The organism is Butyricimonas sp. Marseille-P3923 (assembly GCF_900184685.1).
Taxonomy (GTDB): Bacteria; Bacteroidota; Bacteroidia; order Bacteroidales; family Marinifilaceae; genus Butyricimonas; species Butyricimonas muris.
On the sequence record NZ_FXXL01000007.1, the window covers coordinates 2,344,865 to 2,359,915 of the forward strand.

General features: G+C 46.7%; 8 protein-coding genes. 6 read left to right on the forward strand and 2 right to left on the reverse strand.

Going from position 1 to position 15,051, the window contains the following annotated elements:
* Position 1 precedes the first annotated feature (1 nt).
* From glpB to CS948_RS21090, 6 genes are all read left to right on the forward strand, one after another.
* Positions 2 to 1,270, forward strand: a complete 1,269-nt coding sequence (gene glpB / locus CS948_RS21065) for a glycerol-3-phosphate dehydrogenase subunit GlpB (protein WP_099294316.1) — start codon at positions 2 to 4, stop codon at positions 1,268 to 1,270.
* Positions 1,267 to 2,484, forward strand: coding sequence for an anaerobic glycerol-3-phosphate dehydrogenase subunit GlpC (glpC, locus tag CS948_RS21070; protein WP_099294317.1), 1,218 nt, complete (start codon positions 1,267 to 1,269; stop codon positions 2,482 to 2,484). The genes glpB and glpC overlap by 4 nt, the downstream gene beginning before the upstream one ends.
* 333 nt (positions 2,485 to 2,817) lie before the next feature.
* Positions 2,818 to 4,218, forward strand: coding sequence for a phosphoglycerate transporter protein PgtP (gene pgtP, locus CS948_RS21075; protein ID WP_099294319.1), 1,401 nt, complete (start codon positions 2,818 to 2,820; stop codon positions 4,216 to 4,218).
* Between the two features lie 8 nt (positions 4,219 to 4,226).
* Complete coding sequence (locus tag CS948_RS21080; protein WP_099294320.1) at positions 4,227 to 5,168, forward strand: HAD family phosphatase; 942 nt, start codon at positions 4,227 to 4,229, stop codon at positions 5,166 to 5,168.
* Positions 5,169 to 5,212: 44 nt separating this feature from the next.
* Positions 5,213 to 6,364 (forward strand): porin, encoded by a 1,152-nt coding sequence (locus CS948_RS21085; RefSeq protein ID WP_099294322.1) that lies wholly within the window; start codon positions 5,213 to 5,215, stop codon positions 6,362 to 6,364.
* A gap of 41 nt (positions 6,365 to 6,405) precedes the next feature.
* The gene (locus CS948_RS21090) at positions 6,406 to 7,374 is read left to right on the forward strand and encodes a hypothetical protein (RefSeq protein WP_099294324.1); all 969 of its coding nucleotides are present in this window, start codon (positions 6,406 to 6,408) and stop codon (positions 7,372 to 7,374) included.
* A gap of 436 nt (positions 7,375 to 7,810) precedes the next feature.
* Here CS948_RS21090 and CS948_RS21095 read toward each other — a convergent pair whose 3' ends face one another.
* Positions 7,811 to 10,138, reverse strand: a complete 2,328-nt coding sequence (locus CS948_RS21095; protein WP_099294325.1) for a BamA/TamA family outer membrane protein — start codon at positions 10,136 to 10,138, stop codon at positions 7,811 to 7,813.
* The gene (locus tag CS948_RS21100; RefSeq protein ID WP_176555161.1) at positions 10,119 to 14,864 is read right to left on the reverse strand and encodes a translocation/assembly module TamB domain-containing protein; all 4,746 of its coding nucleotides are present in this window, start codon (positions 14,862 to 14,864) and stop codon (positions 10,119 to 10,121) included. The genes CS948_RS21095 and CS948_RS21100 overlap by 20 nt, the downstream gene beginning before the upstream one ends.
* Between the last annotated feature and the right edge of the window lie 187 nt (positions 14,865 to 15,051).

Sequence of the window (15,051 nt, forward strand, 5' to 3'; positions counted from 1 at the left end):
TATGAAATTCGATACCATTATCATCGGTGGCGGTCTGTCCGGCTTAATTTCCGGGATACAATTGTCCAAGCAAGGACAACGCTGTGTCATTATTTCTTCCGGGCAAAGCGCCTTGCACTTCTCTTCCGGTTCTTTTGATTTACTAAACGCGCTACCGGACGGGAAAAGCGTGAACAAACCGCTGGAAGCAATCGGAGAATTGATCGAGCAAGCACCCGCGCATCCTTACGCGAAGCTGGGAACGAGCAAGTTCGCACAATTGACCGAAGAAGCGGAAACCTTCCTGCAAGACACGGGCATCCCGACAAAAGGAAAAGCAGAACAGAATCACTACCGGATAACCCCGATGGGTACGTTAAAACCGACATGGCTAACCTTGGAAGATCATTTGCAAGGCGAAAACGCGAACCGGATTCAATGGAAGAAAGTCGGGATTTTCAACGTGACGGGATTTCTTGATTTCTATACCCAGTTCATTGTTGACGAACTGGCAAAAATAGGCACGACATGTACCACCCACTTGATTAATTTTCCCGCCTTGGAGCGTTTACGGAAAAACCCGACAGAAATGCGTTCCGTGAATATCGCCAGAGTGTTTGACAACCAAGACAACCTGAACGAATTAGTTCGCCAGATCAAGGCGGAACGCGGAGATTGCGAAATCATCGCGTTACCCGCGATCGTGGGATTAAGCCGGAAAGACGCTTTAGCCTATCTTCAAAAAGAGATCGGGAAGCCGGTTTATTTACTGCCAACCCTCCCTCCTTCCGTGCCGGGCATCCAAGTACAACAACAGCTGCGCGCCCGCTTCCAAGAAGCCGGCGGCGTTTTCATGCTGGGCGACATTGTCCTGCGGGCAGAGAAAGAGGGTAACCGGATCACCCGGGTTTACACGAACAATCACGGGGATATCCCGTTCACGGGCAAAAACGTGATTCTGGCGACAGGAAGTTATTTCAGCCAAGGATTGATTGCCGATCCGGAACGGGTTTACGAACCAATCTTCAATCTGGACGTCACTTACTCCCGAAATCGTGAACAATGGTACAACCGGGATGCATTCGAGGCTCAACCCTATCAAACTTTCGGGGTAAAAACCGACAAAGATTTCCGGGGGTTGCAAAATGGCAAACCGATAGAGAACCTTTACGTGTCCGGAGCCATACTGGAAGGCTTCAACGCAATAAAAGAAGGATGCGGGGCGGGAGTCTCCATTTTAAGCGCATTGTATGTAGCAGACAGAATTTCAAGTAAACAGGAGATGTTATGAATCTACAACAACACAATATAAGCGACAATAATTTCGAGCAATGTATCAAATGTACCGTGTGTACCGTTTACTGCCCGGTGGCAGCCGTCAACCCGGATTACCCGGGTCCCAAGCAAGCGGGACCGGACGGGGAACGCCTGCGTTTGAAGAAATTCAATTTCTATGACGAATCTCTGAAATATTGCATTAATTGCAAGCGATGCGAGGTGGCATGCCCTTCGAACGTGAGAATAGGCGACATCATACAGTCCGCGCGCATCAAGTACAGCGAGAAGAAACCCACGCTACGCAACTTCATCCTAGCGAACACGGATCTGGTGGGGACGCTATCAACCCCGTTCGCCCCGATTGTAAACACCACGCTGGGATTAAAACCCGTGAAAGCCATCCTTGACGGCGTGATGAAGATCGACCACCGCCGCACGTTCCCGAAATACTCGTTCGGCACATTCGAGGGGTGGTACAAAAAACAGGCTGAAAAGCAAGCCGCCTACCCGAAGCAGGTCAGCTACTTCCACGGTTGTTATGCGAACTACAACAACCCGCAACTGGGAAAAGACCTCGTGAAAGTAATGAACGCTCTCGGCATCGGGGTACAATTGCTCGAGAAAGAAAAATGCTGCGGGGTCGCGTTAATTTCTAACGGCTTTATCAATCAGGCAAAAAAACAAGCCAAAACAAACATAGCTTCGATTCGAAAGTCCGTCATCGATAAAAACATTCCGGTGATAGCCACCTCGTCAACCTGCACGTTCACCATCAGGGACGAGTATCCCCATCTATTGGACGTCAAAAACGACGATGTCAGAGACCGGATAGAATTAGCCACACGCTACATCTATCGGTTACTTGGCCAAAAAGATTTGAAATTGAATTTCAAGCAAGGAACAAAACTTAAAGTAGCTTACCACACTCCTTGCCACATGGAGAAACTGGGTTGGTCTTATTATTCGATAGAACTGTTAAAACTTATCCCCAACATTGAATTAACCATTCTCGATTCACAATGTTGCGGGATAGCAGGAACTTACGGCTTCAAGAAAGAGAATTACAAGACCTCACAAGATATCGGTGCTTTCTTGTTCAATCAAATCGAAAGTTGCGGTATCGATATCGTTGCTACCGATTGCGAAACTTGCAAATGGCAAATCGAAATGTCCACGACCAAGCGGTGCGAACATCCTATATCAATATTAGCCAATGCTTTAGAATGATATAAATATTATCACCAGCGGGGTAAACTAATCTTTTTCAAAAAGAAATAAAAATAAAATCAAAAGAGAAACGTAATTTTATTGAAAATTATTTTGATTTAAAAATCAATATCCCTAATTTTGTTGTGAATTGAAAGAGATTAGTTGCGAAATAGAAAGAAAACGTTTTCGAATACATTCGATAAAAAAAACATTGAGAATTAAATACAATTGCAATGAATCAAAGAAAAAACATACTAAAATGCCCTATTTAGGGTTGCGATGAAACTTTTTAAGATTTATTACGTATAAAGGTGTGTCTAAATTAATAATTATAACATAAAATCTAATAACATGTGGAACTTTTTGAAACCAGCGCCATTCAAAACCCAGTTACCCGAGGGTGAGATTGATTCTACGTACAAGCGCATGCGTTGGCAGGTATTCATCGGTATTTTCGTTGGATATGCCGGCTATTACATTGTGCGAAAGAACTTTTCAATGGCGATGCCATTTTTGACAGATCCTGACGGTCCTTACGGCTTCGAGAAAGGCTCGTTAAGTATCGTGTTAGCTCTAAACGCTGTTGCTTACGCCTTATCCAAGTTCTTGATGGGTAGTGTTTCCGACCGAAGCAACGCGCGCGTATTCCTACCTTTAGGATTGGTTCTAGCCGCATTATCCATGATGTTCATGGCAGTCCCGATTGAACTATTCGGGGCGGGTACCATCTCCATCGTGATTATGGCGGTACTAAACTTCCTCGTGGGGTGGTTCAACGGAATGGGATGGCCTCCTTGCGGACGCGTGATGACACACTGGTTTTCCGTGAAGGAACGGGGCACGAAGATGTCTATCTGGAATTGCGCCCATAACGTGGGTGGCGCTCTTGTCGGCCCGATGGCCGTGTACGGAGCCATGTGGTTCGGTTCTTGGTTCTACGGGGCTGACAGCACAAAATACTTCATTATAGGTACTTACATATTCCCCGCGGCAGTAGCTTTGCTAATCGCTCTAATCGCTTACGTTATGATTCGCGACACGCCACAATCCTGCGGGTTGCCCACCATCGAGAAATGGCGTAACGATTACCCGAAAAATTATAGCGAGAAACAGGAAGAAGTCCTCACCACGAAAGAAATCTTCTTCAAATACGTGCTTAATAACAAAATGTTATGGTTCATCGCCATCGCTAACGCTTTCGTTTACATGGTTCGCTACGGTTGTCTTGACTGGGCTCCCACCTATTTGAAAGAGGCACAAGGCTACGATATCAAAGAAGCCGGATGGGCATATTTCGCTTACGAGTTTGCCGCTATACCGGGCACGCTTGTTTGTGGTTGGTTGAGTGACTACGTGTTCAAGGGGCGTCGGGCGATCACAACGATCATCTTCATGGCGCTTGTAGCGGTATTCATTTTCTTCTATTGGCATTTCTCCGACAACTATACAATCGTGACGCTATCTCTGATTGCCATCGGGTTCTTCATCTACGGACCGGTGATGCTTATCGGGGTGCAGGCTCTTGACCTTGCTCCCAAGAACGCGGCGGGAACATCTGCCGGGCTAACGGGTTTCTTCGGGTATTTCTTCGGAACCGCGATTCTGGCAAACGTCGTGATGGGTTATGTCTCTGAAAGTTCGTTCGGTTGGGATGGAACATTTATATTATTGCTGATAGCGTGCGCTTTATCAATAGTATTTGTCAGCTTTACTTACAAGGAAGAACAATATTTGGTTAACAACAAAAAGTAATAACAAACATGAAAAAGAAGCTCGTAACGAGTAGCGTTATCATTCTGGTAATGTTATTCTTCACCCCTTATATCTCCGCGCAAACCTATCGCGAGATCAAGGGATGGTCAAAAGAGATTAACGATCGCATTGAAACATTCTTGAACACGACCTTAACCATGAATACCCGCAAAGTTGCCGTGTTCGACGGGGACGGCACCGTGTTCGGGCAAGTTCCTCATTATCTGGCAGACGAAGCACTGTATCGTTACGCCGACAAATATTACAAGGGCAAGAATGACAAAGTGTCAAAGGAAAAAATGGCCATTTTGAACCGCATGGTGAAAAACGGCGACAACGTGGGTAAAGTGTACGTTGAAGACCGTGCCCATTTTCTCGCGGGAATGACTCCCGAAGCCGTGGCAACCTTGGGTTACGATTGTTACGTGGAATCATACCAAGGAAAATTCTACCCGGAAATGAAACAGCTTATCGCGAATTTGAAAGAATACGGATTTGAAGTATGGATATTGACAGCTTCTCCCGAGTTTTTATACCAAAAATTCTTATCAGAGGAATTGGGAATCCCTGACGTGAATATTCTCGGGATGAAGTCTGTCGTTGTCGACGGGGTGCTGACAAACGAAATCGTGCTGCCGATCCCGCAAGACGACGGGAAAGCCAATGTCATCCCGACATTTATCAAAACCCGCCCGCTGGTAGTGGGTGGCAATAGCCGCGGGGACATGGACATGCTGAATCAATCCTGCGGTTTAAAAATAGTGATCAACCCGGACGACAAAACCGTCCGCGGCGAGGAAGACGGTCCGATGCACGGTTACACGGTGAAAGGATACTGGGAAAAAGAGGGGGCGCTTATCGTGAACTGCAACGACACCAGAGATCCGAAAGTACGCTTCCACACGGGAGAATGGGGAATAAGAGAGAACGTGGCTAATCCGAAAAAGTAATTCCGAGAAGAATATAATTTGTATGAACTTAATTTAACATTGTTATGAAAAAAAGTTATTTATTGAACGTGTTAATGCTGTGTTGTGCCCTTTTCGTATGCACATCTACATGGGCTAAGGCCGAGAACGACCAAACCCCTGCCACAACTGAAGGGACTGCCCAAACAAATGACGGGGATCTTACTCAAAAAGTAAATAAACTCCTTTCACTACTACCGAAATTTTCCGGTTACATCCAAACCGGTTACAACTGGGGTGACAAAAACGGCGACAACAGATCATCTTTCCAATTGAAACGTATGCGTTTGATCATCGACAAGCAAGTGTCAAAAACATTTGACTTCCGCGCACAATTGGAATGTTTCTCCGGTTCTACCGACGGAACCGCTTACTCGAAGAAAGTAATCACGGTTATGGATGCGTTCATTAACGCGCATATCACGAAAGGACTACACTTCCGCGCGGGTCAATACTATTTGCCGCTTGGCTTCGAGAACTATGACATTTCCCCCGCGACATTGGAAACAGTAGATTTCTCTAATATTTGCTACCGCATGGTATGCCGTAATGCTGTTTCAACTCCCAACCTTATCGACTACGGTCGTGACCTCGGTATCATGGCTTATGGAGATTTCCTACCGAGCAAAGACAAGAAATTCAACTACTTGAGCTATCAAGTATCTTTGAGCAACGGTTATCTTCCCACGTTGAACGACGACAACAAATCTAAAGATATCATTGGTCGTATCACCGTTCGTCCCATCGAGAAATTGCGTATCATCGGTTGCTACAACTGGGGTGAATACAAACAACTCAATGCAGGACAAGTAGTAGGAAATTATCAAGCCATGAACCGCGTTATCACCGGTGCTTGGTATTATGATCCGAACGGTCTTGACCTTCGTGCAGAATACGGTCATATCAAGAGTGACGATGCCGATGTTGACGAAGACGGTTTCTACTTCCTCGCCGCTTACAAGATCGGTAAATTCTTGCCGGTAGCCCGTTTTGACATGTATCGCGACAAAACGAACAAGACTTCTGCCAACAACAAGGACAATTACCTGATCGGTTGTACTTACGAGCCTATCAAGGATGTTAAGTTCCAAGTGAATTACATCTTGTCCGACTACACGGACAAAGTTGACAAAGGCACTGGCAACAGTTTGCAAATCATGTGTTTGCTTAAATTCTAATATAAAGTAAACCTTTATTAATAACCTAAATATTTTTGATTATGAATAAGTTATTATTTGTTGTGGCATTGCTTTTAGCAAGTATGGCCGTAAACGCTCAACATCTTGGCTCCGAGTATCGCTTGAAAAAAGTTATTCCCGTGGCAGGACGTCAAGGAATTGCTATCGACAGCAACTATTACTATGTATCCGATACTAAAGTTCTTTACAAATACGATAAGCATGGTAATCTTATCATGAAGAACGATCAACCGTTCCAGAATCCCGAAATCGCCAACCACTTCGGTGATATCGACATTTATAACGGGGAAATCTATTGCGGTATCGAGAAATTCGAATACGGACGCGGTTACAACATCGCCGTATCTATCTATGACGCGGAAACGTTGAAATGGAAACGCGACCTGCCTTGGTCACCGGAATCGGGACAAGTAGAGGTATCAGGTCTTGCCGTTGACCGCGAGAAAAACATGGTTTGGATGTCTGACTGGGTGGATAGCCGTTACGTGTATTGCTACAGCCTTGAAACAGGACAATACTATACCAAGATGCAATGCCGCCCGACCCCGTACTGGTGTCAAGGTATTTTCATCGCTGACGGTAAAATGCTTTTCACCTCAGATGACGGTGAATCATTATACAATATTCCTGACAACATTTACATTGCCGACATCTCCGAAGTACACTTCACCGGATTGCAGGACGGAACTGAAGTTGTTAAGGACACCCCTTTCAGCGTGAAACTTGACAAAAAAGGGAAACCCGTAATGCGTACAGGCAAAATTGCCGGCGGAGCGAAAGCCGGAAGAGTTGAATTATTCCGCGAGATGAGTGATTTCCGCCGCGCCGGAGAGATCGAAGGTCTTTCTATCGACCCGGTAAATGACGACCTCGTGGTATTGAACAACCGTGGTACCCTGATCGTTCTCGGTATGTCACAAGGTCCGTTCAAAGATGAAGGTTACACCGGAGAAATTCACGAACTTTACATCTACGAAAAAGTAAAATAGTTTTCGGGTTCAATAATTTCAAACAACGGGAGACTGTCCGACACGCTCGGGCAGTCTTCTTTTTTTTTACGCCGGTCCTGTTTTCCTCTCTTTTTCGAGATCAATTTCTGCCCTGTTCAGTTATCTTCTAAGAATTAATTATAATCATACCATATAGTTCAGTATTATCAAATTTTATTTAATTCCAATTAATTTTCTATTTCTATACCTTTATAATAGGAGATGAATGGGAGTTGAATAGGAGTTGAATGGGAGATGATATAAAGAAAGTACAAATCACATTATTATAATATTATAATCATATAACTTTCATTAACAGCAAAACCACTTTTCTTCCAACACATTTCACCCGCCTCTACTTAGCAAGGGTACAAAAATATAAACACCGTATACCGGAATGAATACGACAAATACATAGATGATTCCTGCTGTTATTCTAGAACGGATAACCGATAGCCAAATGGAACGCCAACCCGTCCTTGAATTTGGAAATATTGTAATATCCCGGTTTATCGGGATTCTTGTAAGGGGTATGCAAAGCAACACCTAAATCCCCGCGGATAACGATAAAACCGATGTCATAGCGCAACCCGCAACCTGTTCCCAGCGCGATCTCGTTCAGCAAACCCGCCAGCTTGAATTCTCCCCCCGGACGCTTGGGGTCATTCCGCAACAACCACACGTTACCGGCATCCAAGAAAATTGCCCCGTTCAGGCTTCCCGCTATTTTAAAGCGCAACTCGATATTTCCTTCCAGTTTTATATCCCCGGTCTGGTCGAGATATGCCGTCTTGTTATCACTTTTCTGGTGATAGCTACCCGGCCCGATGGAACGAATCGTGAAAGCCCGGATGCTGTTGGCTCCCCCGATATAAAATTGCTCGCTATACGGCATCACGTTTGAATTGCCGTAAGCGTACCCGAGCCCTCCCATGAAACGAGTGGCAATCAACGAATTTTCGGTCAGTTTCCGGTAAACAATAATCTCGGAAGTACCTTTCAGAAACTGGGAATAGGTGTTACCGAATATCGTTTTCCCCTCTCCCTTGTGATTCCCCGACAAGTACTGTATCGCGGACAACAAGTTTCCCGCCGACATGATCATATTTTGCCAGTACAACCGGTTCGGGTTACGGGAAGTCCCCTGTCGGTCATACGTGTAGGTGTATGCCATCGAGGGTATAAACTGATTCTTGAAACTCATCGCTATTGCCGGATTATTATCCATCGTTTCGTCAAATTCCTTTGAAGTCCGCAACAAATGGGTATAACTGAGCTTCAACGGGGTGATCGTGTGATACTTCCGGTAGGAAGACTGGAAATCATAACTGAATGATCCCGTGAATGAAATCATCCGGAAAAATGTATGACGGTTCAGGAAATCCACTCCGATTTGGAAATGCGTACGTTCGGGAAAATCTTTCGTGCTTTTCAAGAAATTGGGAACCAACAAGCGAGGTACCGACAAACCGACATTCACGCCCAACTCGTAGGAATTGATTAATCCGGATTTCGAGTTGCCTTGCTTGTTACCGACCTCCCACTCGTATGCCCCGTTCAACTTGAAAGACAGGTTCTCTCCTCCCCGGAACAGGTTTTTGTTGGTGATACCGAGAGTCAGTCCCGGTCCCAGCAAGTTGTTGGATTTCGAGGACACGTCCACCTCTACCTCGGTTTCGATCGGTAAATCGTACACCGCGTTAATTCCAAAATTCAATTTGCCGAATCCGTCCGTCCTTGCCGTGTCCGCACGGGTGACGTTCAGATTCGTGTATTTAAAAATCCCCAAACGGGCAAGGCTTGTCTGCGTGCGATTCTGCCGTCGGAAAGAGTAAATATCTCCCGGCAATAAATACATCGAACGAGCCAACACTTTGGGCTTCACTCCCAACGGTTTCGTGTATTTTACATTTATCTCTTTGTAAGCTAGCGAATCGGTCGTTTCCGACTCATCGGGTTCCTCCAGCACCAGTTCTACACTCCCGATCTTGTAAGGTTGCAACGCAACAGCCGGAACACCATGTTTCAAGGCGATACGAACATCAGCCACCCGCTTTTCCCGTGTCGTGTCGGCAAGAAACTCGATATAGTCCGATTGGAAATAATAATAACCGTTGTTCCTCAACAATTGGGTGATACGCTCCCGCTCGTCTTCCATCGAGTAAACACTGTATTCAGCCCCTTTTGTCAAAAGGCAACGCTGTTTCCTCCTCTGCAACAAACTATCCATGCGTCCTTTCCATCCCCAGAACTCGATATTGCCCAACATATACGGTTCGGGTACACGCACGTGATAGCTGATTTTCGCTTTCTTGGGATTGCGCTTGTTGGGGATGATCTCGTAACTCGTTTCCACCCCGAAATACCCGTAATCCCGGGCAGCGTTCTCCACCGCTTTCAAGCGCAATTCCGGTTGCACGTCGCTAATCAATACCGGTTTCTTCGCCAACTTCTTGTACAACCAGTGTTTCAGACCTTTCTCTTTTTTGATGTTCCAATTGTACACCCACAGACCGATGGGGAAAGGCGAACGCACGTACGGGGCAAACAACGGGTTGTTGGGGGGATAGGACATCGGGTTGGAAATCGCGGAACTCTGCGCCCCTTGCAACTTGACTCCTTCCGCCGTTTCTATTTTCATTTTTTTCACCCCGGTGTACAACACTTCACCTTCCGTCAGTTTTTTGGTCTGCGAACAAGACGCGCCCAACAGTAGCAAAGCTACCGTCACGGGTATATATATTCTATTTATCAGACTTTTCATTTTCTATTCGCCGTGTTTCTTTCTTTTCCACTTTCGTTTTCTTCTTTCGCCGGAATATATCCCGGAATTTCTGGTAATTCTTCCGTAACACCACACCGATACCGGTTTGGGTGACTTCGCCCTCCAACACGCTCTCGTAACCCGTGTGCCGGAATATTTTAAGGAAGAAATTGGGATTCTTCCCAAACAGGTATTCCACCGCAATATCATCGACCAGATTCTCCTCCACGCCCCCGGCTGCCGGATCATTATCCGTGGATATACGTCCCCCGACTTTCACCCGAACCCGGTTATTGAACAGCCGTTTCGAGAATTGGTAGGAGTAATCCGTCTTCTTCGACTCGCCCGCCTCCGATACCTGATTGTATGTATTGATCCCGAAAGTCAAATCCATGTTCTTCAAATGTTTTCTCGACCATTGATTCAACTCCCGTTCCACGAAATTATTGATCGCGTTATCGGAAGCGTTTGATTTGGCTACCGTACCGGGTCCCGAGTAAGACCCGTATATCATCATATTCATCGCCTCTCTGGATCTTTCTTCGGGAGTCATCGCCGCCAACTGGTTCTGTATCGTGATATCCCCCTCGGCGGCAAGGTCGAAAGTGATATCCGGCTTCTCCAACGTGTTGGTAATCCGTATTATCGCCTTGAAATTCACCAGACGGGATTTCTGGCTATCATCCGTGACACTCGCGGAGATCGTTTCTGCCGCCATAATATTCAGTGTCGGGTTGGCAATATCTCCTGTCCATTCCACGTAATTGCCATCCTGTATCTTGAAATCTTTCTGCCCGATCACCGGCAAGCCGTAAGACACGATTCCGCTCGACAGCACGTAGCGCCCCACGAGGCGACTCTCTCCCACCGGACTCAGCGTGTAGGTCAAACTCCCTCCCCCGTTGATGGAAACCCGGTTCTGCCCGTTAGCGGACAACAACACGTTCAAACTTACCAGCGGGGCGATATTCACGGACATCAACAAGTCCAGACTGACCGCGCGGATTTGCTTCAGTTGGTCATCCTCCGCCACTTCCGTACTATCCCGGAAAGACACGAAACGCACGAGATCAACACTCCGGTCGGTCACGGACAAAGGAGCGGACTTCAACGTGTAGTACACTTCGCTGTTATCCAACAGATTAATATTTCCCCGAATCTTCAACGCGTCTAACATTCCTTTCAAGGTTGCCGACACGTCGACAAACAATTTCCCGTAAACCATTGTTTCGTCGTTTTCCTGCACCTTCATCGCTTGGAAATTACGAGCCGTGACGGATGCATCCATCTCGATACTGGAGAATGAAGCAAAGTTCACGTCCCCCTGCAATTCCAGTCGTTGCTTATTCGGAGCAATCAGCCCGAAATGATTAAATTTCAATAAATTATTCCGAATCATGATGGTAGAGGTATCTATCTTGAAGGTCGTTCCCACCGGAAGCGCTTCCACTTCTCCCTCTCTGAAACTCAAATTGCCGTCAATCAAAGGTTGGCTCATATTCCCCTTGATACGGAACGCTCCGACCATATCCCCGCCCAGACGAATCATCCCCGGCGGCGTGAAGGCTCCTGCCACCCGTAGCGGTAATTTCGGTATCCCTATATTCAAATCCATGTTCTGATCATCCGGTCCGGTCATCATCTTGCCCCGCGCCAATAGAGCCTGTTGCCCGTCCACGGCAAGGGTAAAATCGACATCATGCTCGGTCTGTCGCGACAAGCGGTATTTTATACCCATATCCAAGTTCCCGATCCGCTCCTGTTGATAATTAAATTCATTTATCGTGATATTCCCACCCACGTCGATCACCTTGTTTTTACTGTGCATCTGTAAATCAACGCCCAGCATACCGGACATATCCGGGATAAAACTCAACACATCGGAGATATGCCCCAGATCAATACCTTTTATATCCACGACCAATGATTCCGGTTCCCGGTTCGCTCCTTCCTCCGACACCAACCGGATACGCTTGTCCCCGTTCAACAACTGCAAGTTTGCCGCCGGAATTTCGCCTTGTTTCAGACGAACAAAGTTTCCCCGGTTCACTTGCCAAGACACGTATCCCAACACCAACGGGTCCGGGGATATACTCACGCTGACAGCACTGTCCTGAAAAGCGATATTCGCCCCGATGTTAAAGATCTCTCCGTCTTTATTCTCCCGTTCCCGCAATCTCACGTTTACCTGATCGTGTTCCACCGAGCCTTCCGCGGTCAATTGCGACAATGCTTCCAATTGATTTTTTGCCCCGAACACGTTCACCCCGTAGCGCAAAGCCACGCCTTGACCGTGAGCGTTCATGAACACGCTATCGATCACGAAACCCTCGATGTCCAACCCGAAAACCCCGGCATCCATCTTGAAGTGGGACTCGGTATCCGTCCCCAGTTCTATACCTACACGCTTGAAGCGCATCCCGTTATTCTTCAGGTAACTGTTTAATATGTTCTTTTGGGCAGCATCGATCGTCAAACTGAAATCCGGCAACACCTCCCCCAATTGTTCCATATTAAAATCGTGTATTTCCAGTTGTCCGGCAAGCAGTTCTCCCGCTTTGGCAAATTGCCGAGCCAACAGATAGCCGTTCCCTTTCCCGTTAAACTTCACGCTCAAATCTCCAGCGTCCACGTTCAATCGGGTACGATTGTCCTCCCCGGCGAACGATATATTTAAATCCCCCAACTGCCGGGTTCCGACATCTTTCAAAACGATATCCGTGAAATCGGCTTTTAGAGCGGAAGTACTGTCCGCGTTCAATTCTCCCTGCAACGTCAATCCCAGAGAGAACGCCAGTTCTTCCGGCATAAAATGCAATCCTTTCAAGTCCGCGTTCCGGATATCACTTTCAATCTTTGCCTCGTATCCCTTGTCGCCGGCGGTAAGCTGGAATTTCATATCCATATCCAACTCTTTATTACCACTTGCCAAAGCCCCGTTCAGCACACCCTCTTTCAACACGGCATTCAACGTGATATCTTTATAATCGTAACCATTGTATTGCAATAATGCCAAAGCTAAATTCACTTTGCCCGCCGCCGTTTTCAAATCCAATCCTTTCCCCGAGGCGGAAAGCGTGGCGGAAACCATTCCCAATGAATCCTTCGGCATAAATTCATTCAACGCGAACTCCCGCAAACGAACTCCCGCGTAATAGGAATTATCTTTCATCCCGTAACCGGCAACCATATTCAGACTTCCTTGTCGGGGGCTAACTCCCACTTTGACTCTCGCGGTCTGATCCGCCATATGTAAATCGGCGTTCAACTTCAAATTATCCGGCACAACCACGCCTGCCTCCTCCCCGTCGCCCAAGAACGGCGCGAAAAAACACCCGTTCCGAACAGTCAACGATACCCGGTAATCCGCGACCATCTGTTCCATATCGGTAATAGAAGAAACTTTTCCGCTACTTTCCAACAAAAAATCATTTCCGACACCCACGTTCAGGTGTTCGATATTCAATCGCTCGATCTCCCCATTCAATAATCCGGCAAGCGAAAACGTTTTATCCTGTAAAAAAGATTCCATTAATTTATTCGTGTCCGGCATAAACAAAAGTATATCCTTCCCCCCTATCGTACCGTTTATCGACAAGCGCAAAGGAGTATTCATCCCGAATCCGGTAAGCCCGCTAGCCGCTTGCACGTTCATCCCTAACCGGCTATAAGCCGTTTTCAATGACAGATTGGAAACGTTAGACTTATCGCTCCCGACATTTACCCGACAGGATAAATTCCGCAAATCAAGCCCGTTCCCTTCTTTCAACTGCAATCGCTGCACGATAGCCGCTATCTCCGTTCCCCGGTTAAACACGCTGTCCACTTGCAATGAAAGAGCCGATACCCGTATCGCCTCCGGAAATCTTTCCTCTGCCACACTCATTCCGCGAGGCTTCATTAAAAAACGACTATCCGCCAACTCGACCTTCCCGGCATGTACTACCCACGGCATACTCCCCGTGGAATCCTGTACCGCGTCCTCCCCGCCCGAAGTGGCATCCGTTAGCGTCAACACCTCACAATATCCCCGTACCAATAGTATGGAATCCAGATTTACCGTCTGTTCCCCAAGATGTATCTCCGCTTCCCTCAAGCGTCCTTCGCCCACCCCCGCACGGATTTGTCCCATGGGCAACCCGCTCATCACGCAGTCGACACTATCCAACAGCAATTCGCCCACCCGGAACTTCCAACGTGCCGGCTCTCCCGGCTGTGTAGTGTCCGGCTCACTTTCACCCAAGTTCATGAAAACCGTTCCGCCATGCAAGGAAACCGTAGGAATGTCAGCCTCTTGCTTCGCCAGATTCAACCTGTCCATACGAAGATTCAGTTCATGGAGTGCCACTTTCATTTTCATTCCCGAAAGCGTATCCCCGAAGTTCACTGCCGCATTCTCTATCACCAACCGTCGCACTTCAATCTCCTTCTTCAACAATTTCGATAAAGCGACATTTACTTGAATCAGGTCAGCACTCAGCATCGTGTCCCGCTCCGTCTTTCCAAAATAAATTCTTTCCACTGCCAAGTCTAACGGGAATTTCAACAGTACACGCCCCACGGAAAGTTTCATACCCATGTTACGCTCCACGTATTGCTCCGCCTTTCCCGTCACGAAATTCTGTATACCGGGAATGTATAAAAGAATCATAACAAGCACTACCAAGGTGAAAAGCCCCAGTATAACCCTGAATATATATTTTAATATCCTACGTAAAATCTTCATTCTATCTTCATTTCGAAGGTTGTAAACCAATTGCAAAACTACAATTATTTCTTCAAATCCCACGGGTAACACGGAAAACTCCTTCCACATGCCCCACCACTCCCGCAAAACAGAATGTAAATTTTACGCATGAAACTTGTTTCGTGTTACGAAAACAGAACAAAAACACGATGGGGGGCAAAAAAAC